The 23,491-nt window shown below is 41.3% G+C and carries 23 protein-coding genes and 1 tRNA gene; 4 read left to right on the top strand and 20 right to left on the bottom strand.

The features are described 5' to 3' along the window. Window positions 1-22 precede the first annotated feature (22 nt). From A4245_RS07755 to A4245_RS07745, 3 genes are read right to left on the bottom strand one after another with little or no spacing between them, the layout of a single operon-like run. Entirely contained in the window at window positions 23-2,026 is a 2,004-nt protein-coding gene (locus A4245_RS07755; protein WP_157087683.1) for a TRAP transporter permease, read from the bottom strand. Between the two features lie 23 nt (window positions 2,027-2,049). After that, window positions 2,050-2,514, bottom strand: coding sequence for a DUF1850 domain-containing protein (locus A4245_RS07750; RefSeq protein WP_084268728.1), 465 nt, complete (start codon window positions 2,512-2,514; stop codon window positions 2,050-2,052). Further along, complete coding sequence (locus A4245_RS07745) at window positions 2,504-3,487, bottom strand: TAXI family TRAP transporter solute-binding subunit (protein ID WP_067727146.1); 984 nt, start codon at window positions 3,485-3,487, stop codon at window positions 2,504-2,506. Before A4245_RS07745 ends, A4245_RS07750 begins: the two co-directional genes overlap by 11 nt. Before the next feature lie 244 nt (window positions 3,488-3,731). Here A4245_RS07745 and A4245_RS07740 point away from each other — a divergent pair, with 244 nt between their 5' ends. Beyond that, on the top strand, window positions 3,732-4,196 hold the full coding sequence (locus tag A4245_RS07740) for a FixH family protein (RefSeq protein ID WP_067727145.1): 465 nt from the start codon (window positions 3,732-3,734) through the stop codon (window positions 4,194-4,196). 89 nt (window positions 4,197-4,285) lie between these two features. Here A4245_RS07740 and nikC read toward each other — a convergent pair whose 3' ends face one another. The 5 genes from nikC to A4245_RS07715 form a co-directional block, all read right to left on the bottom strand. Then, window positions 4,286-5,218 carry a nickel transporter permease gene (gene nikC / locus A4245_RS07735; RefSeq protein ID WP_084268727.1) on the bottom strand — a complete coding sequence of 311 codons (933 nt, stop codon included), beginning with the start codon at window positions 5,216-5,218 and terminating at the stop codon, window positions 4,286-4,288. A gap of 12 nt (window positions 5,219-5,230) precedes the next feature. After that, window positions 5,231-6,232 carry an ABC transporter permease gene (locus A4245_RS07730; protein WP_067727144.1) on the bottom strand — a complete coding sequence of 334 codons (1,002 nt, stop codon included), beginning with the start codon at window positions 6,230-6,232 and terminating at the stop codon, window positions 5,231-5,233. An 88-nt stretch (window positions 6,233-6,320) separates the two neighbouring features. Then, entirely contained in the window at window positions 6,321-8,009 is a 1,689-nt protein-coding gene (locus tag A4245_RS07725; protein WP_067727143.1) for an ABC transporter substrate-binding protein, read from the bottom strand. Then, window positions 8,009-9,040 (bottom strand): ABC transporter ATP-binding protein, encoded by a 1,032-nt coding sequence (locus A4245_RS07720; RefSeq protein ID WP_324609846.1) that lies wholly within the window; start codon window positions 9,038-9,040, stop codon window positions 8,009-8,011. The genes A4245_RS07725 and A4245_RS07720 overlap by 1 nt, the downstream gene beginning before the upstream one ends. After that, complete coding sequence (locus tag A4245_RS07715; RefSeq protein WP_067727142.1) at window positions 9,003-10,031, bottom strand: ABC transporter ATP-binding protein; 1,029 nt, start codon at window positions 10,029-10,031, stop codon at window positions 9,003-9,005. The genes A4245_RS07720 and A4245_RS07715 overlap by 38 nt, the downstream gene beginning before the upstream one ends. A gap of 392 nt (window positions 10,032-10,423) precedes the next feature. Between A4245_RS07715 and A4245_RS07710 the strand changes: the two genes are divergently transcribed. Beyond that, complete coding sequence (locus A4245_RS07710; protein ID WP_067727141.1) at window positions 10,424-10,819, top strand: ribonuclease HI family protein; 396 nt, start codon at window positions 10,424-10,426, stop codon at window positions 10,817-10,819. Window positions 10,820-10,922: 103 nt separating this feature from the next. Further along, the gene (locus A4245_RS07705) at window positions 10,923-11,477 is read left to right on the top strand and encodes a shikimate kinase (RefSeq protein WP_067727140.1); all 555 of its coding nucleotides are present in this window, start codon (window positions 10,923-10,925) and stop codon (window positions 11,475-11,477) included. Window positions 11,478-11,528: 51 nt separating this feature from the next. Here A4245_RS07705 and A4245_RS07700 read toward each other — a convergent pair whose 3' ends face one another. The 8 genes from A4245_RS07700 to A4245_RS07665 form a co-directional block, all read right to left on the bottom strand. Then, on the bottom strand, window positions 11,529-12,467 hold the full coding sequence (locus A4245_RS07700) for a 3-hydroxyacyl-CoA dehydrogenase family protein (protein ID WP_067727139.1): 939 nt from the start codon (window positions 12,465-12,467) through the stop codon (window positions 11,529-11,531). A gap of 54 nt (window positions 12,468-12,521) precedes the next feature. After that, window positions 12,522-13,805 (bottom strand): GntP family permease, encoded by a 1,284-nt coding sequence (locus A4245_RS07695; protein ID WP_067727138.1) that lies wholly within the window; start codon window positions 13,803-13,805, stop codon window positions 12,522-12,524. Between the two features lie 27 nt (window positions 13,806-13,832). Further along, complete coding sequence (locus A4245_RS07690) at window positions 13,833-15,011, bottom strand: thiolase family protein (protein WP_067727137.1); 1,179 nt, start codon at window positions 15,009-15,011, stop codon at window positions 13,833-13,835. Between the two features lie 25 nt (window positions 15,012-15,036). Further along, the gene (locus A4245_RS07685; protein ID WP_067727136.1) at window positions 15,037-15,813 is read right to left on the bottom strand and encodes a 3-hydroxybutyrate dehydrogenase; all 777 of its coding nucleotides are present in this window, start codon (window positions 15,811-15,813) and stop codon (window positions 15,037-15,039) included. Between the two features lie 32 nt (window positions 15,814-15,845). After that, on the bottom strand, window positions 15,846-16,520 hold the full coding sequence (locus A4245_RS07680) for a 3-oxoacid CoA-transferase subunit B (RefSeq protein WP_067727135.1): 675 nt from the start codon (window positions 16,518-16,520) through the stop codon (window positions 15,846-15,848). 24 nt (window positions 16,521-16,544) lie between these two features. Then, complete coding sequence (locus tag A4245_RS07675; protein ID WP_067727134.1) at window positions 16,545-17,240, bottom strand: CoA transferase subunit A; 696 nt, start codon at window positions 17,238-17,240, stop codon at window positions 16,545-16,547. A gap of 221 nt (window positions 17,241-17,461) precedes the next feature. Then, window positions 17,462-18,826 carry a sigma-54 interaction domain-containing protein gene (locus tag A4245_RS07670; protein WP_157087680.1) on the bottom strand — a complete coding sequence of 455 codons (1,365 nt, stop codon included), beginning with the start codon at window positions 18,824-18,826 and terminating at the stop codon, window positions 17,462-17,464. A 115-nt stretch (window positions 18,827-18,941) separates the two neighbouring features. Beyond that, window positions 18,942-19,017: transfer RNA gene (locus A4245_RS07665), tRNA-Arg, on the bottom strand. A gap of 250 nt (window positions 19,018-19,267) precedes the next feature. On the opposite strand from A4245_RS07665, the gene clpP reads away from it, so the two are divergent. Beyond that, complete coding sequence (clpP, locus tag A4245_RS07660; RefSeq protein ID WP_067727133.1) at window positions 19,268-19,858, top strand: ATP-dependent Clp endopeptidase proteolytic subunit ClpP; 591 nt, start codon at window positions 19,268-19,270, stop codon at window positions 19,856-19,858. Window positions 19,859-19,992: 134 nt separating this feature from the next. Here clpP and A4245_RS07655 read toward each other — a convergent pair whose 3' ends face one another. The 4 genes from A4245_RS07655 to rapZ form a co-directional block, all read right to left on the bottom strand. Beyond that, window positions 19,993-20,247, bottom strand: a complete 255-nt coding sequence (locus tag A4245_RS07655; protein WP_067727132.1) for an HPr family phosphocarrier protein — start codon at window positions 20,245-20,247, stop codon at window positions 19,993-19,995. Between the two features lie 161 nt (window positions 20,248-20,408). Next, the gene (whiA, locus tag A4245_RS07650) at window positions 20,409-21,362 is read right to left on the bottom strand and encodes a DNA-binding protein WhiA (RefSeq protein WP_067727131.1); all 954 of its coding nucleotides are present in this window, start codon (window positions 21,360-21,362) and stop codon (window positions 20,409-20,411) included. A gap of 35 nt (window positions 21,363-21,397) precedes the next feature. After that, window positions 21,398-22,360: a gluconeogenesis factor YvcK family protein gene (locus tag A4245_RS07645; RefSeq protein ID WP_067727130.1), complete on the bottom strand. Its 963-nt coding sequence runs from the start codon at window positions 22,358-22,360 to the stop codon at window positions 21,398-21,400. Between the two features lies 1 nt (window position 22,361). Then, complete coding sequence (gene rapZ, locus A4245_RS07640; RefSeq protein WP_067727129.1) at window positions 22,362-23,243, bottom strand: RNase adapter RapZ; 882 nt, start codon at window positions 23,241-23,243, stop codon at window positions 22,362-22,364. Window positions 23,244-23,491 lie beyond the last annotated feature (248 nt).

Raw genomic sequence — 23,491 nt, 5'->3', positions numbered from 1 at the left:
TCTAGTTACTCGTATAACAGTCTCAGCTTGCTGATTTTGGTACGCTTGCATCTCTATTGCTTTTTATGATATTCACAGCAAATACAACTGCGACCACGATGAATCCAATTATATCGGTAACTGTTTCCGGGATAATCATCATGAGTGAGCCTGCACCTAATATAATTCTGAGAAATACATTTACATATGTTTGGAAATAGCCTTCCAATGCCGCTCCAAGACCTACTATTCCAATAACCGCCGTGATTGTAATCAATATCACTTCCATCATTGGCGGAAGCGGAAACTCTGTAGCATTTACAGGCAACCCTGTAACATCAACAAGCAGCATAGCAGGATTATAGACGAACAGATATGGAATGATGAAACCTGCTAACGCCAAGCGTAAAGCTGTGAATCCTGTCCGCATCGGATCTCCGCCGGAAATACCAGCTCCGGCAAACGCTGCAAGTGCTACAGGTGGTGTAATATTTGCAAATATACCGAAGTAAAATACGAATAAATGTGCAACCAAAATCGGAATACCAAATTCAGCAAGCGCAGGTGCTGTCATTGTCGCAGTGATGATATAAGCCGGGATGGAAGGTAATCCCATTCCAAGGATAATAGACGCAATCATGGTAAGGAATAGTGTCAGGAATAGCGAACCTGCTCCGATACTTGTGATCGCTGATGTCATCACTGAACCAAAGCTGGTCAGGTTAACTACACCGATGATAATTCCCACTACCGCACAGGCAATCATTACGGATAAGGATTGTCTTGCACCATCTTCCAAAGCTCCTAAAATCTCTTTTATCCCCATCCGGCTGACTTTCCGGAGAGAAGCTATGATTACTGTAAGAATGATTGTGTAAAACGCTGAGAAGCTTACAGGTATCCCCATATAAAGCATCAAAATAAGCCCGGCGATGGGGAGAAGCAGGTGACCTCTCTCTTTTAATACATCCTTCGCCCGCGGCAAATCAGCTTTTGGAATGCCCTTTAAATTTCTTCTGCCGGCCCGAAAATGGACTTGCATAATAACTGCAAGAAAATAGAGTACCGCTGGAATCAATGCTGCCAGGGCAATTGTTCCATACGCTATCCCAGTCGTCTCTGCCATAATGAATGCACTCGCACCCATGATCGGCGGCAAAATCTGGCCCCCAATTGAAGCACTGGCTTCAACAGCTCCGGAAAAGTTTTTGGAATATCCGATTTTTTTCATTAAAGGTATCGTAAAGGACCCGGTACCTACTACATTGGCTACTGCAGCTCCATTGATGCTTCCCATAAATCCACTGGAAATCACTGCAACTTTCGCTGGTCCGCCTTGCTTACTCCCCGCCAGCGCCATTGCCAGATCATTAAACAACTGACCCATTCCTGATTTTGTCAGGAAAGCTCCAAACAAGATAAACAGGAATATAAATTGCACGGAAGCACCAATTGCCGTGGAAAATAGACCTTCCGTTTTCAAGTACAATTGACCGAAGATGTCTCCTAAATCAAAGGCTCTTGTTATCAGCATATTTGGAAGCCAATCCATATGGCTGAAGAAAGGATATGAGAGAAAGATCAAAGCCAATATCGGTAAAATAAGACCGGTAACCCTCCTTGCAGCCTCAAGCACCAACAGTACAGTCATGATTGCAAACAAAATATCAACTGTATTTGGAATTCCGCCACGTGTGGTTACTATGGCGTTATACTCAACAATTAAATATAAAGAAGAAGCGATACTTAATAGAAACAGCACCCAGTCATATACAGGGATGGCTGCTCTGTTTTGCTTTTTGAATGTAGGAAAGATAAGGAATACAAGTGCCATACCCACAGACATATGGATTGACCTTTGTAAGAGGGCGGGAATTGGGTTATATGTAACATAGAGATGATAGATAGAATATAAAATTGCAATCAGTGAAATAAAAATCGCGATATTTCTGTTTTTTACATTTCTTACTCTTGATTCGGCGTCATACTTTTCCAATACTTCCTGCGTCTTTTTAGTATCAACTACTTCGGGAGTAGTTTTATCCATTACAGGATGATCGTTTTTTTCTGTCATAAAAATTCGCCTCCAATGTACTCCCAAATATGTAAATATTCTATGGAGATAATTACACTTTCGTAGTCACTAATTATTTCGTATAAGGGTAGCTCGGCATTGTCACTGATTATGGTTGTTTTTACATTTTCCGAGACAGTCAGATTCAACTCCCGAAATCGCTGGTCTATCTTCATATGGATATAACCATCATGCAAACCCATAATTTCCCCATCTGATGGAACACCTGCACCAAATGTCTTGAAATAGGTTTCTGTAAGGATCAGTTCATCACTGTCCCGTATATATTTTTCCACCCATTCTTCCTTTTCAACGGAATGAATCCACCTTAATTCGAATTCATCCTTCTCCAAATAATAGATGGCATGTCCGAAATCAAGTTTAATAACAGGTATTTTGAAAAAAAGAGAAAAGAGGAGCACAAGTATACATGCGCTCCATAAAAACCTTTTACTGTTCATTGTAGTAGCGTTCTGCCCCTGGGTGTATAGGTGCTACAAGCCCTTCCTGTGCTGCTTCAAGTGAAATGTCTGCAGCTGCCTGATGTGAGTTTACCAGACTATCAAGACTGTCAAAGAAAGTTTTGGTCAGTTCATAAACATCATCTTCACTCATATCGGCATGTACCACTAATGCATTCATAATTGCTGCTGTCGGAATGGGCTCATCATTGCCATATGTGCCAGCAGGGATTTCCATAGCTACAAAATAGGATTCATCCTGAGCAATCTCTTCCACATCTGCCGGGTCAATAGTAACCAGTCGGATATCCAATGTTTCCGATAATTCCAGTAAGGAAGCATTCGGAAGGCCACTTGTCAGGAATGCTGCGTCCAATTGACCTGCACGTAGTCCATCGGCTGCTTCGGCATAACCCAGGTAATCAACTTCAATGTCATCGTATGTAATACCATGGCCGTTCAGAAGCGTACGGGCATTTACCTCAACCCCGGAGTTTTGATCTCCCACCGCTATTCGCTTTCCTTTTAAATCTTCAAATGTTTCGATTCCTGAGTTTGCAGTCGTTACGATTTGAACATAGTTCGGATACATGGCAGCGATTTGATTTAATTTTTCTGCAGGCTCCTCGAAACTAACCTCACCATTAATCGCCTGGCTGACAACATCACTCATCGTAAATGCCATTTCAACTTTATCCTGTTCAATTAAGTTAACATTTTCAACAGAAGCACCAGTTGTCTGCGTCCTGGAGTTAACACCATACTCCGAGCTATATTTTTCAGCCAATGTTGTTGCAATTATATTATAAGGTCCTGAAGCCCCTCCAGTAGCAATGGTCACTATATTCGTATCTAATCCTTCACCATCTCCATCTTCAGATGAATCAGCATCATCGTCGTTTCCACAGGCCGCCAGAATAATTCCAGTTAATAGGATTACAGCTAATAAATAGCCTAATTTTGTCTTGTTCATATAAATTACCCCCTTTAATTGTTGTATTACCGTAAGATTTGTAAAAGTTTATCATAAACCGCTTACATATTACATATTATTTGAATTTTTTAATAGTGTCAATATATTTATAAGCTATGGTTCTATTCACAAGGTGCTGCTTCATTTCACCAAACGTTCAATTAATTAAATGAGTCTTCCATGATATACTGTAGCTGATTCAACTACGGATTATTGTTATTACTATAGAATCGGAGGACTGACAATGCTAAGAAAACAATGGCTGCTATTGCTTGTAATAGTTACTTTAGCGGCATGCAATGGGAATGAAGAATCTGCAGATGAAAAGGAATCAGAGGAATTGCCGATACTTGAGGTGGATTTTGAGGTTCCAGTAACGGCAGAAGTTAATGAATCAATTGATTTAACAGCGATTGTGACCTATGACAATGAACCTGTAACAGATGCTGATGAAGTAGTCTTCGAGGTATGGGAAAAAGGCCAAAGAGATGACAACATCATGATAGAGTCCGATAATAATAAGGATGGTTCCTATACAGCTGAAGCAACATTTGAAAAAGATGGCATATATGAAATACATGCTCACACAACTGCAAGAGATCTCCATACAATGCCACTTAAGGAAGTGATCGTAGGTAATGCTTCACCAGATGACTACGAGGAAGCTGCCGATGAAGAAGAGGAAGAAGAAGAGAGCCATCAACATTAACAAATTACGGTTTACGTTAATTTTCATATTTCTAGGGAATCCCAACTGAGATTCCCTTTACCATACATAGTATACACCTTCAATTTCATTCAATTCTTCATTTTGGGATCGAGTGCATCTCTTAATCCATCCCCAATTAAATTAAATCCCAGCACAACAAGCATGATCGAAACGCCCGGCGCAATTAAAGTCCAGGGTGCAAGCTGAATGAAATCACGTGCATCCGCCAGCATTTGACCCCACTCGGGAGTTGGCGGCTGAACACCCAAACCAAGGAAGCCAAGTGCAGCCGCTTCAAGTATTGCTGTACCAAAACTTAATGTTGCTTGCACAATTATCGGAGCGGTGCTGTTTGGTAAAATATGATGAAGAATGATCCGTCCATTTTTCATCCCCTGGGCTTTTGCAGCCATAATATACTCTTCTTCCCGTAAGCTGATCACCCTTGAACGTACAAGCCGACCAAATATTGGAATATTAATAATGGCTATTGCAATTAACGCATTTTCAAGCGAAGGTCCTAAAATGGCAACGATGGCAATTGCCAGCAGGATACTCGGAAATGCCAATAATATATCGAATATCCGTGATATAATCATATCGATCCAGCGACCGAAATACCCTGCTATAATTCCCAGCGACGTACCAAAAATCAATGCACCAGAGACTGCAAAGAATCCCACCTGAAGTGACACCCTCGCACCAAACGCCAATCTTGTAAATACATCCCTGCCAATATGGTCTGTGCCAAACCAATATTCTGCCGATGGTGGTTGCAGTCGGTTAACAAGATTTTGCTCCTGATAAGCATAAGGTGTCAGTAATGGTGCAGCTATTCCAAGCAAAACAAACAGCACAATAATCATAAATCCAATGACAGCAAAACGATTTCTCGTTAATTGTCTGAGCGTATCCTTCCACGGGGAGATTGCATCAATTTCCTCTGGATCAAACTGTTGTCCCACTTTTGCAGGGTTTGCTATTTGCTGTTCAGTATGTTCATCCTTGTCTTTTAATAACATTTGCAATCCCCCTTAATATTTAATCCGTGGATCAATTTTTTTATAAAGGATATCAACAATTAAATTGATCATGACAAAAATAAACGCAATCACCAGAATGCCAGACTGAATAACAGGATAATCCCTGTAGCTTATCGCTTCATACACATACCTTCCTATACCCGGCCAACTGAAAATCGTTTCCGTCAAAATTGCACCGCCCAGAAGTACGCCAGCCTGCAGTCCAATTACCGTCAGAACAGGGATCATTGCATTCTTTAATGCATGTTTGTAAATTATCAAAAACTGACCAGAACCTTTGGCACGAACCGTTCTGATATAGTCAGATTTCATGACTTCAAGCATGCTGGACCGCGTCATTCTCGCAATGATCGCCATTGGAATGGTCCCTAAAGCGATACTTGGTAAAACCAAATGCTTTAAAATAGTGACTGTCCGGTCAAAGTCTAAGTGTATTAATGAATCCAGCACATAAAAATGAGTAATTGCCGCGATCGGATCTCTGCTTTCCTGTCTCCCATATGCCGGCAGCCATCCAAGTTCCTGCGCAAAGACCCATTGCTCCATCAATGCAAGCCAGAACACAGGCATGGAAACACCGATTAGAGCAATCAGCATGGCCAAATAATCGAACCAGGTGTTCTGCTTCCAAGCACTTATGATTCCAGCATTCACCCCGATAAAAATGGCAAACAGCATGGCAAATACAGTCAGTTCAAAGGTAGCTGCTATGTAAGGCCAGATTTCACTGGAAATAGCTGACTTTGAACGTAATGAAGTGCCCAGATCCCCTTGAAGCAGATCCGTAAGATAAATGCCATACTGAACAAAATACGGCTCCGTCAATCCCATATTCTCTTCCAAATCTGCAATAGCTTGTGCCGAAGCAGTTTCACCTAAAATCACCTGGGCAGGGTTACCTGGTATAAGATGTACAATAGAAAAAGTAATTAAAGTCATGCCCAAAAGAACTGGTATGAGCATTAACAAACGACGCATAATATAGGCAAACATCACATCACCCCAATCTTCCACCCATTTATAAATCTTATGTTCTAATTAAAAAAGGTAGCAGCAAGTTGACTACTACCTCTTCATAGCTTTATTCCGCTAATTCCACTTCTTCTAATGATTCGCTAGTTGATGGATGAGGCACATAATTCAGTACACGTTCAGAAATGGCCATAACAGGTGTTGAATGCACTAATGTAACCATAGGTGCATCTTCTGAAATCAATTCCTGTGCCTGCATATAGAGTTCGGCACGCTCAGCTTGATCTACTGCTCTTTTTGCACCATCCAGCAGTTCATCAACTTCATCGTTTTGATAGAATGTACGGTTACTGCTTCCGACATTTGATCCATGGAGAAGGCTGCTTAAGAAGTAGTCTGGATCTCCATTGGTTCCAGACCAGCCCAGAATGAACATTTGATGATCACCTTTTATTGTCTGCTCCAAGTATGGTGCCCATTCGTGACTTGTAATTGTCACATCAATACCAACATCGGCTAAGTTGCTTTGTACAATTTGAGCAACTGTTTCCGGATCTGGCATATAAGGCCTTGCTGTTGGTGACATCATCAGTTCAATTTCCAACCCACTATCATACCCCGCTTCAGCAAGTAAATCCTTTGCTTTCTCTGGGTCATATGGATAGCCTTCAACCTCATCGTTGTAACCTAAATATCCTGGTGGTAATGGATTTTTCGCGGAAGTGGCATAACCTGCATATAAAGCATCGGCGATTGCCTGGTTGTCTATTGCATAACTGATTGCCTGGCGAACCTCTTTGCTTTCAACAGGCGCTTTTTGTGCATTAAACCCGACATAACCAAAATTATTTTCAGCACGTGTCAACAATTCTAACCCAGCTTCCGCCTCGATACCTGCAGCATCATCCGGATTCAACCCATCCATAATGTCTATCTCTCCAGCACGCAATGCAATTAAGCGAGCAGCGTTATCCGGGATAACTTCAAAAATGACCCGGTCCAGTTTTGGCAAGCCATCTTTGCGATAGCCATCGAATTTATCGAGTATAATCGAATCGTCCTTATTCCAGCTCACAAACTCAAATGGACCTGTTCCTACTGGATTCTCATTGATTTCAGAACCATATTCTTCAAGTGCTGTCGGAGAAGTAATTCCAAAATAACTCATTCCTAAATTTTGCAGGAAAAATCCTAATGGCTGATTTAATACAAATTCAATCTGATGATCATCAATGACATTAATCGCTTCTATCACATGTCCATCATCACCTTTATAGCCACCAAACATTGTTCCGTACATAGAGTATACGTACCCATCATCAGTAAAAGCATACTCATGTTCAGGATCTGCCCAGCGCTCAAAGTTGATTTTTACAGCTTCCGCATTAAAATCTGTACCATCATGGAATGTGACCCCTTCCTCCAAATGGAATGTATAGGTCAGTCCGTCTTCCGATACTTCCCAGTCATGGGCCAGACCCGGTATAAGTTCAAATGAATCTTTATCGAAATCCAACAAGCCTTCAAGTACCTGTTTCGTCACACGGGATGATTCGCCATCTGTTGTGCTGCCCGGATCCAAACTTTCAGAATCCCCTCCACGGGCAAATACCAGAACTTGATCCCCGGCTGCTGCTTCATTATCTTCACCATCATTTGCTTCAGCTTTCTCCGCTGCGTCTGCTTCCCCATCCTCAGTCGTTGCATCGGTATCTGCCCCTCCATCACCGGTACAGGCTGCAAGCACCAAAAGGAATGCAAACAACAGGGTAAATAAGAATAATCTTTTTGACTTCATCATCGTGCCCCCTCTTTTACTAAGTTATTATTTGATATATTCTGCTGCTCTTCATGATAAAGATGACAAGCAACAAAATGATTATCTTCAATAGGTAAAAAATCCGGTTTAACCTGCTTGCAGATATCCATCGCAACGGGACATCTCGTGTGAAAAGTACAGCCAGATGGCGGATCTGCCGGGCTTGGAACATCTCCCTTAAGAATGATCCTTTCTTTTTCAATATCAGGGTCCGGATCCGGAACTGCCGATAAGAGTGCCTGTGTATAAGGATGTTTCGGATTATCATACAATTCATCTTTATCCGTTAATTCAACCATTCTCCCTAAGTACATCACCCCGACACGGTCACTGATATGCTTCACGACACTTAGATCATGTGCTATGAATACATACGTGAGATTAAACTCGTCGCGTAATTCTTCCATTAAATTTAAAACCTGTGCTTGCACAGAAACATCGAGCGCCGAGACAGGCTCATCACAAATAATCAGTTTCGGATTATTTGCCAGTGCTCTTGCAATGCCAATTCGCTGTCTTTGTCCTCCACTGAACTGATGAGGATAGCGAGAGGCATGATAAGCATTTAATCCAACTACTTCAAGTAATTGCTTTATACGGTCTTTACGTTCCTTTTTCGAAGTGTTACCGTGAATCAATAATGGTTCCCCGATAATTTTTTCGACTGTATGCCTTGGGTTTAACGATGCATACGGGTCCTGGAAAATAATCTGCATATCCCGCCACAGCCTTCGCATCTCTTCCGCACCTAAACTCGTTATTTCTTCATCTTCAAATCTCACACTGCCTTCCGATGGTTCGATAAGCCTTAAAATGGCTTTTCCCGCTGTTGACTTGCCACATCCTGATTCACCAACTATGCCAAGTATCTCTCCCTCGTAGACATTGAATGATAGGCCATCAACTGCCTTGACTTCTCCAACTGTGCGCCCAAACACCCCGCCTTTTATAGGAAAATACTTCTTTAGGCCCTTAACCTCCAATAGTGGCTTCTTTATTTGTTGCTGCATTGATTTTCTTGTCCCCTTCCGACTTGTCGTATAAAAAGCAGCGGCTGGATCTTCCATCTCCCGTTGGATATAAACCGGGATTTTCCTTAAAACAACGTTCAAAGGCAAATTCACACCTTGGAGCGAATCGACAGCCTATCCTATCCATTTTCGGTTTAGGTACAGTTCCCGGTATGGAATAGAGTTTCTCTTCCCTCCCATGAAGTTTAGGTATGGATCGGATTAATCCTTTGGAATACGGATGTTTTGGATCTTTAAGTACCTCTCTTTTCGTTCCTTCTTCTACCACTTGTCCCGAGTACATCACAATTACCCGATCACATATGTCCGCCACTACACCAAGATCATGTGTTATTAATAAAATCGCCGTATCTTTCTCCTTATTTAATTTGCGCATTAACTCAAGTATTTGGGCCTGAATCGTAACATCGAGTGCAGTTGTAGGTTCATCAGCAATAAGAAGTTCAGGATTACAGGACATGGACATGGCAATCATAACCCGTTGCCGCATTCCACCGGAAAGTTGATGTGGGTACTCATCGATAATTGATTCTGCTCTCGGTATACCGACGAGTTTCAGCATTTCGATTGATTTTTCCCTTGCTTCCTTTTTGCTTACTTTTTGATGTATCCGAAGTGCTTCTATCATTTGGTTTCCTATGGTAAACAATGGGTTTAAGGACGTCATCGGTTCCTGAAATATCATTGATATTTCATTTCCCCGGATTTTTTTCATACGCTTTTCTGAGGCTGGCGCAAGGTCTTCTCCTTTAAAGTTTATTTCTCCGGAAACAATTTTCCCTGGGGGACTCGGCACCAGCTGCATGATGGATAAGGAAGTAACACTTTTTCCGCAACCTGATTCCCCGACAATTCCTACTACTTCACCTTTATGTACTCGAATGCTGACTTGCTCTATTGCTGGCACTTCTCCTCTATCGGTGAAAAAATGAGTGCTCAGATCCTTTATTTCAAGAACGATCTCCGACAAATGATTTCCCCCTTTACATCACTTCATTGATAAATTGAAACTTTACTCAGTGGCAGTTTTTTATCCTACACTGAGTGTCAGCACCACAAAGGTATGATCCAAAGGCCCCTGAACAGAAACGGGATTATACAGACAGTTAATCCCCCATTTACAATTCTTTGCTTCTCCACAATTCTTGAAGTAGCAGCTCTTACTGTCTATTAATGGAGGATAAATGAAAACGGTTATGTTTCTTTATAATATACTGAATAGTAATTAATTTTGCAAGTTAATTAATATAACGAATATTATGTCTAATCATGTCTCGTCCTATTTTTAATCTCAATAAAGATGGTATATACTTAGGGAAAAATTAGTAATTAACAACTAGCCAATGTTTGGAGTGTACGTTTATGATTGAAGTCTATACAGATGGTGCGGCTAATGGAAACCCTGGGTTAAGTGGTGCCGGTATTTATATAAAAACCAATGGCAAGAGCTATGAATATTCCCTGCCATTGGGAACATTAACAAACCACGAAGCCGAATTTCATGCGATTATCAAGGCTTTGGAAATATGCCAGGAAACATTTCCGAATGAAATATTATCTTTTCGTTCAGATTCGAAGGCAGCTGTGGATGCTATCGAAAAAGCATTTACAAAGAACAAATCATTTCTTCCCTTGCTGGAAAGCATTCAGGAAAAGGCAAATGACTTCCCCTATTTCTTTATAAAATGGATACCTGAAAAGCAAAACAATCATGCAGATTTTTTGGCAAGAAAAGCAATACAACAGCAGAAAACATAATATTCCGGGGAATTTTTCCAATAACTTCATTATTTCTCCCCGTGCAAAAACAAACGAGATAGCATATACTAGTTTTACAGATTAGAATACTAGGGGGATACGCATGAACGACGTTTCACTTCGGGAACAAAGCATTGTGCTGATTGGTTTTATGGGAGTTGGAAAAACGACGATCGGCAGAGCTGTGGCCAAAAAACTTTACAGAGATTTTATCGATATAGATGAAGAAATCGAAAAGAAATTTCACATGCCTACGTCAGAGATATTTGAGAAATATGGAGAAAAAACATTTCGTGAGACGGAAAAAGAGATCATTATCCATGCGTGCAAACAGAAATTGAAAATCATTTCTGTTGGCGGTGGTGCATTTTTGCAGGAAGAAATCAGGGATGCCTGTTTAGCGGATTGTATCATCTTTTTCCTGGATCTATCTTGGGATTCTTGGAAGGAAAGAATAAGCTTGCTTATTGACAGCCGTCCTGTACTGCAAGGTAAAACCATTGAGGAAATACAACAGTTATTTTATGATAGGCAACCGATTTATGAAGGACACCATTCAAGAGTCATTACGGACCACCTGGTTGAGGAGGAAGTAGCCGATTATATTACCGACTCACTCAAAACTGCATGGGATATTTATGAACCGAATGGGAAATAACAAAGACAAGGGTTTGCAGTAAATGCTCGCCCTTGTCTTTGTTATTATTGTTTATATATCCCCATGTTTAATCTTGTTTAGCTTGACTAATCTTTCATCCCTTTGTACAAGTTTTCCTTCGATGATTTCGTTGGAATACTTGTATATTCCTTCGCCCGTTTTTGCCCCAAGTCCCCCGTTTTTCACTTTTTCATTTATAAGATCGGGTACCTTATCTGCTTTTGATAATTCCGGTGCAAGATTTTCAACAACACTTTTCCAAATATCCAGACCTCCAAAATCGGCTGTTTCAAGCGGACCGGAAAATGCCCAACGAACCCCTGGACCATCCGTTATTGCCAAATCGATATCTTCAGGAGATGCTATTCCCATCTCCATTAAATGGAACGCCTCTCTGACCAGAGCCGCTTGAAGACGGTTTGCAATGAACCCAGGAATATCTTTATTAAGAACTACTGGTGATTTACCGATGTCTTTCATAAGATTCAATGTAGTTTCCACGACTTGATTGGATGTATCCCTGCCTTTTACAATCTCCACTAGGGGTACCAACTGTGCCGGATTAAAGAAGTGTGTGACAATAAAACGCTCCGGATCCTTTATATCTTTTGTAAGCTGCGAAATTGGAAATGTGGAAGTATTGGATGCAATGATCGTATCTTGCCGAATGATCGTCTCAAGCTGTTTGTACAGACTATGTTTTATTTCAATCACTTCCGGGACAGCCTCTGTAATAAAGTCACTGTCCTTAACTGCTATTTGAAGGTCTGTTGTTGTGATTATTCTTTCCAATGCTTTTTCCTTATCGGCAGGTACAATAATTTTTTCCTTAACCATTAATGACAAATTTCCATCAATCAATTTCATAGCCTTCTCCAAGTAAGAGCTTTTTAAATCATAGAGATGTACGGCATAGCCAGCCAAGGCATAATTTTGAGCAATACCGTGGCCCATTACCCCGGAACCGAGTACAGTTATATTATTGATCATCCATTTCACCTTCCAAACGAGCTAGGTTATTTCAGGAACTGCTCCAAATCTATTTTAGTAGACTCCTATTGAAGCAAGCAAAATAGCTGCAACAGTAGATACGATTGGAATAAGCACCCCTACTACAAAAATATCTTTATAACTTTCTTTATGTGTCATACCAGTAATTGTCAGGAGTGTTAAGACAGCACCATTATGTGGTAGTGTATCCAATCCACCTGATGATAGGGATGCAACCCGGTGAAATGCTTCCGGATCGATACCCGTATTCAATGCTATCTCATAGTATTTGGAACCGAGTGCCTCAAGTGCAATCCCCATTCCACCAGAAGCCGAGCCAGTGGCACCAGCTAGAAGGTTTACCGCCACCGCTTCAGAAATCAACGGATTACCTTTAATACCCATCAGCAATTCAGTCAACCGGTTAAAGCCTGGAACAGCCTGAACCACTGTACCAAAACCGACCGCTGCACTCGTATTGATAATTGCTGTAACAGATCCTATTGCACCACCATTGATCGCTTTAACAAACCCTTTAAATTTGGTTATATTAAGAATCATCAATAAAATAATACCTGAAAGTAATGCAACTACAATATCCCAATTCAGTAAGTTCAATGTAATCAGCACTGTCAGCAATGGAAGAATTGAAAGAATAAAATTTGGTGTATCCCCTTCTACATCAATAATTTTATTATCTTTTGGCTCTGTATATGTTTCCCCACTGGCAGTTATCTGCTTTTCACGCCAGCGAAGATAGAAATATCCACCTACCGCCATAATCGCGGCTGCCACGATTCCCATAACCGGGGCTGCCATAGCATTTGTTTCAAAATGTTCGGTCGGAATAAGGTTTTGGATCTGCGGTGTTCCCGGAATTGCAGTCATCGTAAATGTAAATGCCCCAAGTGCAACCGTTCCAGGAATCAGACGTCTGCTGATGTTCGCTTCACGGAAAAGAGTCAATGCAAGCGGGTAAACCGCAAATACAACCACAAACAGACTAACCCCGCCATAAGTAAGTACCGCACATGATACTAAAACCCCTAAAATTGCTCTTTTTGTCCCAATTACCTTCGTTAATGCAACAGCAACTGATTTTGCCATCCCCGTATCTTCCATTAACTTCCCAAATATTGCCCCGAGCATAAATACTGGGAACCAGCTTTTAGCAAAGTTTACAAACCCGCTCATATACGTATTTGTATATGCATCCAGCAAATCGAGCCCACCAGTCAGCGCCACTACCCCAGCAGCGATTGGTGCGACCCAAATGATGGACCATCCTAAATAAGCCAATCCCATCAACACGATAAGGCCTAAAATAATACCAAACATCATACCCCTCCTCGTTTATCTTTTTATTTAAATAACTTCAACAATCATGGCAATCCCTTGCCCTCCCCCAATACAAAGGGAGGCGATTCCAAATTTCTGGTTTCTTCTTTTAAGCTCCCTTATAACGCCATACAACACTCTTGTACCACTTGCCCCGATTGGATGCCCTAAAGCAATCGCTCCCCCGTTGACATTGACTTTCTCCCTGTCCAATCCAAGTTCTTTCTCCACTGCCAAATATTGTGATGCAAAGGCCTCATTCACTTCGATCAGGTCGATGTCATTTAAGGTAAGTGTCGCTTTTTCCAATGCTTGCCTAATTGCCGGTACAGGACCGATTCCCATATGTGATGGATCGACACCAGCAATACCATAAGAAACTATTCTGGCTAATGGCTGCAGACTTTTCTTCTGAACATACTCTTCTCCGGCCAAAACTACTGCACCGGCACCATCATTAATTCCACTTGCATTCCCACCCGTTACGGTGCCATCCTGTCTGAAAGATGGTCTCAGTTTAGCAAGTTTCTCCATCGTCGTGTCCTCACGTATATGTTCATCCGTATCAACAAGAACAGTTCCTTTTCTTGTTTTTATTTCAAAAGGGACTATTTCCTCTTCAAATTTCCCTTCATTTCTTGCTGCAGAGGCGCGTTTATGGCTGAGGTAGGCGTACTCATCCTGTTCCTCCCGGGTAATGTCGTACTTATCAGCAAGGTTTTCAGCAGTAAGACCCATGCCGGAACCAATATATTCATCTGTCAATGCTGCCCATAACATATCATCTACTTGAGGCGTCTTGAGCTTTGTGCCAAATCTGCTTCCCCTCATTGCATACGGAGACAGACTCATATTCTCTACCCCTCCGGCCAAAGCCAATTGCCCATCACCCAGCATGATCGATTGTGCTGCTGAGACTACCGACTGGAGCCCTGATCCGCATAAACGGTTGACTGTCAATGCAGGACTCCCCAGCGGAAGGCCTGATTTCAATGCAATATGCCGAGATAAATATGGTGCATTTTTTGCGGAATGGATAACATTGCCCAAAACAGAAAAATCAATGTCGCCTGCGTCAATCCCACTGCGGCGAATCGCTTCTTTACTAACTGTCACACCGAGATCAGTTGGATCTGCATCTTTAAGACTTCCGCCAAAAGTCCCAAAAGCTGTCCGGGCACCTTCCAAGATATAAACGTTTTCCATTTTCTGCTCCTCCTTGATTTAGTATTTATTGTGCTGTATATCCGCCATCGAGTACAACTGCCTGGCCTGTGACACCTTTTGCTTTGTCACTTGCAAGGAACATTGCATAATCCGCTATTTCCTGAACGTCCAATAGTCTCTTCTGAGGCACCAACGGGTAAAGTACTTCCTCCAGAACATTTTCCAATGGTACATCGCGGTTTTTTGCAAGATCTTCAAACTGTCCTCTTACAAGAGGTGTGTCCACATAACCAGGGCAAATCGCATTGACAGTAATTCCATCAGCAGCACCTTCCAAAGCAGCAACCTTTGTCAATCCAATTACTCCATGTTTGGCACTATTGTAGGCAGCTTTCCCTGCAAAACCGATAAGGCCATTAATGGAAGACATGTTAATAACACGACCAAAACCCTGTTTCTTCATAATTGGAAATACATGTTTCGTCGCCATAAACGGGGCCACAAGCATTACTTTTAACATAAACTCATACTTCTCTGTCGGAAACTCCTCCAATGAAGCTACATGCTGCAATCCCGCATTATTAATCAAGACGTCAATTCTCCCGTATTTTTCCACCGTATGATCCAAAGCCTTTTGAAGCTCATCCTCTTTTGTCACATCACATTTTAAACCGATGCATTCAAAACCGTCATCGTGCAAACTTTCGGATACCTCTTTCACCTTTCCAGCATTGATATCAGACAGGACAACTTTGGCGCCATTTTTTGCGAAGGCAACACCAATTTCATAACCTATCCCACTCGCTGCACCAGTAATGAAGACCACTTTGTTTTCCATCAAAATCCCCTCCGTAACATCATTATTCTCTATCTTTAATAAGTATCTGTCTGCAAGTTTTCACTTATTTTCAGTTCAGCTTCTGTGGAATCGATTATTTGATCTGCTGTCCAGCCTTCTGCAACTTCCACCAGTTCAAGACCATCTTCTTTCACGTCAATGACAGCACGGTCTGTAATGATACGGTCAACCACATTTTTACCTGTCAGCGGAAGACTGCATTGCTTTAATATTTTCGGCTCCCCCTGTTTGTTAACATGATCCATGATAATAACAATTTTTTTAGCGCCGTGAACGATATCCATCGCCCCGCCCATGCCTTTAATCATTTTGCCTGGTATCATCCAATTGGCCAAATCTCCCTTTTCGGAGACTTCCATGCCACCAAGTATGGCAAGGTCGAGATGCTCTCCGCGAATCATGGCAAAAGACTCTGCATTACTGAAGAATGACGCCCCTTTTTGGGCTGTTACAGTTTCTTTTCCCGCATTGATCAAATCTGGGTCGACTTCTTCTTTTAATGGATACTTTCCGATCCCGAGTAAGCCGTTCTCCGATTGCAGGACTACTTGCTTTCCATCCTGAATATAATTGGCAACCATTGTGGGCATACCTATCCCTAGATTTACATAGGAACCGCTTACAATTTCCCTCTCCGCTCTTCTTGCGATTCTTTCTCTAATTGCTGCCTTATCCACTTGTTTAGCCATAACATGCTTACCTCCTATTAACGATTATGCTTCCTGTCTTACCGTCATACGTTCAATTTTTTTCTCCTGCTTACCTTCTATTAAACGTTGGACATAGATACCAGGTGTGTGTACATGATCAGGGTCAATGGAACCTGTTTCAACAAGCTGCTCGACCTCAGCGATTGTGACATTTCCCGCTGCTGCCATCATTGGGTTAAAATTCTGAGCTGTTTTGTTATATACTAGATTTCCATCTTTATCGCCGACAGCCGCTCTGACAAGACTGAAATCAGCTTTTAAAGCCGTTTGGAGCAAATATTCTTTATCCCCGAACGTTCTTACTTCTCCGCCTTCAGCGATGGGGGTTCCTACTCCAGCTGGCGTGTAAAAAGCCGGAATGCCAGCCCCGCCTGCACGAATCCTCTCAGCCAAAGTACCTTGGGGAGTCAATTCAACTTCCAGTTCACCGGAAAGGACCTGACGTTCAAATTCCTTATTTTCACCAACATATGACCCTATCATTTTGTCAATCTGCTTATTTTTAAGCAATAAACCAAGCCCCCAGTCATCAACACCACAGTTATTGGAAATAACTGTCAAATGCTTGACCTGTGAATCTACCAAAGCAAGAATGAGATTCTCCGGAATCCCCACCAGTCCGAAACCACCAACCATAATTGTTGAACCATCTTTAATATCATTCACCGCTTCGCTAAATGATGTGTGTATTGTTTTCATAAAATTACACTCCCTTCCACTTATCTTTCAGCAAAAACCATGCCAAATGTTATTTTTAAGTAAATACTATTTTAACAGGCTTAAGCAGGATAGTAAAAAATGCATTTTTCCGGAATTTCGGAAAAGAGGGTTCCAACAATAACCAATTGAATGAAAGCCCTTTCTTCATCTACGCTTTTTATCGTTTTCCATTTTACCGGAATATTTTCCTGAAATCCGGACTAAGCTATTCCATGCTTTTTCAATTTTTCATAAAAACTTGATTTACCAATGCCTAATGATTTGGCTGCTTTCACTTTATCTCCATTCACTTTTTTTAATGCCTGCTCAATTGCATGCTTTTCCGTATGGCTCAAAATGTCCTTTAAGCTCGTCCCCTGCTTTACAGCAAAGGGATTAGCCTTCATCTGTTCCGGAAGGTCCTCCAACCTGATCACGTCAGATTGGGTAAGATGGACGGCAGACTCAATGACGTTCTCGAGTTCCCGCACATTGCCGGGCCACCGATAATTCATGAAGAGGTCTTTTACAGCATCTTCTAACCCCATCACCCTTTTACCGGAATTCCTTGTAATTTTCCCTAGCAAGTAATTGGCAATTACCCTAATGTCTTCAGGTCTTTCCCGAAGTGGAGGAATTTTAATTTGAACAACATTGATGCGATAAAATAAATCCTCCCGAAAACGATTTTCTTCTATCAATTTTTCCAATGGCTGATTCGTAGCAGCGATAATTCGCACGTCAACTTTTTGGGTCTTCTCTGACCCTATCGATTCCACCTCGCCTTCCTGCAGTACACGAAGAATTTTAACCTGGGCATTTAATGGCATATCGCCAATCTCGTCCAAAAAAAGTGTACCACCGTCAGCAAGCTGAAACTTTCCTAGTTTTCCGTCTTTTCTCGCTCCGGTAAATGCACCTTCCACATACCCAAACAGTTCGGATTCAAGTAATTCTTCCGGAATCGCTGCACAATTAATTTTTATAAAAGGCTTGCTGCTCCGCTCACTTAAATGATGGATACTATGGGCAAAAAGTTCTTTCCCTGTCCCGCTTTCCCCTTTAAGCAAGACGGAAACATCACCTGCAGAAACTTTCTTTACTTTTTCCTTTACTTTATTCAACTGTTCGGAGCTGCCAACAATATCACTAAGGGTGTAGGTTGCACCACTTTGGTCCATCAGTTTTTTCCGGTAATGTTCAATTTCCATCAGAAGATCCCTAATATGGGCGTTCATCTTCATCCATTCTTTCGTGTCGCGGTATAAAACCGTCCCAACTGCGCCAACGATTTTACCCTCTGAGTATAATGGCACCCTATTGGCTATCATGTAATTTCCCCGAATGTACTGAATATCGGCAATTTCCTCTTTTCCGGTCTTTACTACCGTGTGCATTCGTGTATTTTCAATAACATCTTCTACATGTTTTCCAATCGCTTCTTCCAATTTAACATCAATAAACTGACAGTAATTATCATTCAGATATGTAACCAATCCCTGATCATCCACAACGACAAAGCAAAAGTTTGATTTCTCGAAAACGGTTTCGATAATTTCTTCTCTGTATGGGCTGTCCAACAACATATCTATCCCTCCGTGAACTTTTTATTTGCGGTATACGGCTGATTCAGCAATTATGTAAAATCGTTATGAAAAGGACAAGAGAAATATTGAATTCTCTTGCCCCTGATGTGATAAGCGCGCCCGGAGGGATTCGAACCCCCGGCAAACCTGGTACCGGAAACCAGTGCTCTATCCAACTGAGCTACGGGCGCATATCGTATAAAATTGACACATAGAATATTATAACGCCTATTGCCTATATAAACAAGTCTAAATTACGAGTCAAACAAATGAAGGACTGCCAATTCATCGAAGCAGGTTTATAAAGGAAAAAAAAGGGAAACATGGAGAAGTATATTTTTTATTCAAAGCTGAATGTTTTCGTTTGACCTTTATTGACCATTAAGCTATTATGAAAATATAACTAATGTAACACGTTACAGACTAAGGGAGGATTTTAAAATGAATTTAGTGCCTACAGTTATTGAACAAACCAACCGTGGAGAACGTGCATATGATATTTATTCACGCTTGCTTAAAGACCGCATCATTTTATTGGGGAGCGGCATTGATGACAATGTAGCAAACTCTATCGTAGCCCAATTATTATTCTTGGAGGCAGAGGATCCGGACAAAGATATTTCTTTATACATTAACTCACCAGGTGGCTCCATTACAGCTGGAATGGCAATCTACGATACGATGAATTTCATTAAACCAGACGTATCAACTATCTGCATCGGTATGGCAGCATCAATGGGTGCATTTCTCCTTACTGCCGGTGAAAAAGGAAAGCGTTACGCGTTGCCAAACAGTGAAATTATGATTCACCAGCCATTAGGTGGTACACAAGGACAAGCTACCGACATTGAAATCCATGCAAAACGAATCATTGAAATTAAACGCAGAATGAATGAAATTATGGCCCAGAAAACCGGTCAGCCACTTGAAGTCATCGAGCGCGATACAGAACGTGATAACTTCATGACAGCACAAGCATCTGTTGAGTATGGTTTAATCGATAAGATTCTTGAACGCAAAGAAGAAAAATAATATGCAATCAGAAAATCCCTTTCCATATGAAAGGGATTTTTTTTGGTCAATAGAATAGCACCTAAAGCTTTCCTACCTGCAAACGTATAACGAAAGCACCAGCCCTAAGACTTAGACATTTGCCATAACTTAAATTATTGTTCCTCTACAAATGAAGCCAAATGGTTCAGAGCTTCCTGTTCATCGGGGCCTTCTGCAACCAGTGTGATCATTTCACCTTTGGTGATTGCCAGACTCATCAGACCCATGATACTTTTCGCATTTACCTTTTTTCCATCTTTTTCAAGAAACAAATGTGCAGAATAGCGGTTGGCTTCCTGGACAAACTGGGCTGCAGGTCTTGCCTGCAAACCTGTTTCTAATTCAACTTTTACCGACTTCTTTACCAAGTATCTCATCCTCCCCAAATCGTAAACGCTAACAATCCAAATTACACAGCAGCTCAAAATCTGAGCTTACTGTCCATATATATTTTTATTAACCTGTTTCCTTTAAATTATCCGTATTATAACATGTATTGAGTACCAGAAGTATTAATTTTCTGTTAGGTTTATTTATTTGTGATAGTTTTTTCTCCGCGCTTAATCCGATCTGCAAAGTCATCAATTTTTTTCAATCGATGGTTTACACCCGACTTGGAGATTTTGCCACCTGTAACTAGTTCCCCTAATTCCTTTAATGAAACATCTTCATGCTGCACACGTAATTTTGCTATTTCCTGCAATTTGTCCGGAAGCTGGTCCAGACCTACTGTATTTTCAATCAGCCTGATATTCTCAATCTGACGGAAGGCAGCACCGATTGTCTTATTGAGATTAGCTGTTTCACAATTCACCAGTCTATTGACCGAATTACGCATATCCCTGACAATTCGTACATCTTCAAACTTGAATAAAGCTTTATGTGCACCTATAATGCTTAAAAACTCCGTAATTTTCTCAGCCTCTTTAATGTATACGATATAACCATTCTTACGTTCAAGTGTCCGTGCACGTAAATCGAAAGAATTGATCAGCTCACATAATGCATCATTATGCTCCTGATAGTAGTTAAAGATTTCAAGGTGATATGAGGAAGTTTCAGGATTATTGATGGAGCCACCTGCAAGAAATGCACCACGCAGATAAGATCTTTTACAGCATGATTTATCCCCATATTTTTTTGAAATCGTCCTTACCACTGTATATTGGTCGCGGATAATGTCTAGATCTTCAAGAAATTGCTGTACATCTTCTTTCATTCGAACAATATATACATTATTCTTTTTCAGCTTCATCTTCTTGCGAACGAGCAGTTCCACTGGCAAGGAATAGCTGGATTTAATCAATGTATAGATTCTTCTCGCTATTGCAGCATTTTCAGTCTGTACATCAAGCGCATATTCCTGTCTGGAAAGTGAAACTGCCCCATTCATCCGAATTAAAGCTGCAAGTTCTGCGAATTTACAGCATTCATCTATTTCCATCGTTGTTAATTCCTTTTTTATCTCGGAAGCAAAGGACATGTTGACCCCTCCTTTACCATTTTTCTACAAATGATCTATTTTATTTCCATAATGGAATATAATAATTTAGCAATTTTATGATTATCATGACGCAGTGTAGATTGAGAATGATCGATGATATCACCTTCTATAATTTCCAGACCCATATCAAACAGTCGCTCCATATCATATTCGACAGGAGAAGCATTCTCTTCTGCATAAATAGCACGTATGGATTGATCTATCACTTCATTATGCACGACAATAGCATCTATGCATCCTTGACCAATATGATCGCTGATAGCTTTCACATGATCAGAAGCAGTATACCCTGTAGTCTCTCCAGCCTGCGTCATAACATTACAAACGTAAACGACTTTCGCTTTTGTATCCCTTAGCGCCTCTTTAACCTGTGGAATAATCAGATTCGGCATAATGCTCGTATACAGGCTGCCTGGTGAAATGACGACGAGGTCGGCTGCATCAATCGCCCGAACAGCATTAGGAAGTGGCTTTACTGGCTGGGGCCTTAAAAAAACACGCTTAATCCGCTTGTTGGATAGAGGTATACTCGATTCACCCGATATGATTGTTCCATCTTCCATTTCGGCATGAAGTGACATGTTCTCATTGGAAATCGGATAGATCTTTCCTTTAACGTTTAGTACGCGTGATATTTCTTTAATTCCCGTATTAAAATTTCCAGTCACCGACGTCATGGCCGCAAGCAGCAGGTTTCCCATGGAATGGCCGGAAAGTCCGTTGCCTTCAGAAAATCGGTGCTGAAATAATTCAAGCAGCATTGGCTCCGCATCGGATAATGCTGCAATCACATTTCGTATATCACCTGGTGCAGGAATTGCCATTTCATTTCTTATTCTCCCGGTGCTTCCGCCATCATCGGCGACCGTTACAAGTGCTGTGAGGTCAATCGGCAGATTTTTAAGACCTCTCAATAGAACTGGCATGCCAGTTCCTCCACCAATCACAACCACCCGGGGCAATTTTTGCTTACTCATATTAATGTCCCTTTCTTTTATCAATATCCCGATGACTTACATGAGTAATGTAGGCAGAAGATAGCTCTCTTGCAAAATACTCTGCTATTGCCACGGAGCGATGCTGCCCTCCTGTACATCCTATAGCTACAACAAGCTGGGATTTACCTTCTTTTTTATACTGGGGGAGCATAAATTTCAGTAGGTCCATCACTTTTTCATTAAACTTTTGTGTATCGGACCATTTAAAAACATAGGATGAAACATCCTGATTCAATCCGGTTAGCGGTTGAAGGTTTGCAACGTAATGAGGGTTTGGCAGAAAACGAACATCGAATGCCAGATCTGCATCGATAGGCAAGCCATATTTATAACCAAAGGAAAGAAAGTGAACGGAAAAAATTTCTTGTTTCTCTTCAGAATAGATTTTAAGTATCTTCTCCCGCAATTCACGTGGCTTCAAAGCTGTGGTGTCAATAATTCGCTGTGCCCTGCCTCTTAATTCATCAAGAATCTCCCGTTCCTTTGTAATGCCATTTAGTGGAAGGCCACCAGTGGAAAGCGGATGGGAACGCCGGGTTTCTTTGTAGCGCGTAACGAGGGATTCATCCTTCGCATCCAGAAAAAGAATGTGTTCCTCAAGCCACTCCTCATGTCCCAAAATATCCAATGCTTCAAACAAAGAATCAAAAAATTCTCTGCCACGCAAATCCATTACTAACGCCACTTTACGAATATTATTGGTGGAATCCTTCATCAAATCCAGAAATTTTGGCAATAACGCAGGGGGGAGGTTATCCACACAATAGTAGCCCAGATCTTCAAAGCTTTGAATGGCAACCGTTTTTCCGGCACCTGACATACCTGTTATGATAACCAATTTTGTTTCCTTTTCATTACTCATATTGTTTCTCTCCCCTTCTAAAACATTACGAAAGTTAAACTAGGCAGTGCCTTCTTCTCTTTATAACTATGCAAACCCATCCAGCCTGCATTCATAATTTCTGTTGTTTATGAATTTCTGATTCCTCCCCATTATACTATGAACGAATGCCATCCAACAAGGATATAAGGAAATTGCAAAATCGACAAAAGCAGACAAGCCATTTCCATTCGCAAACTTGACAATAACAGTTGCAAAAAAAAGGCACA

The sequence above is a fragment of the Oceanobacillus damuensis genome (assembly GCF_001618145.1).
GTDB classification, from domain to species: Bacteria; Bacillota; Bacilli; order Bacillales; family Amphibacillaceae; genus Oceanobacillus; species Oceanobacillus damuensis.
The sequence above is the reverse complement of the archived record's forward strand: the minus strand, read 5'-3'. Positions and strand labels throughout refer to the sequence as shown.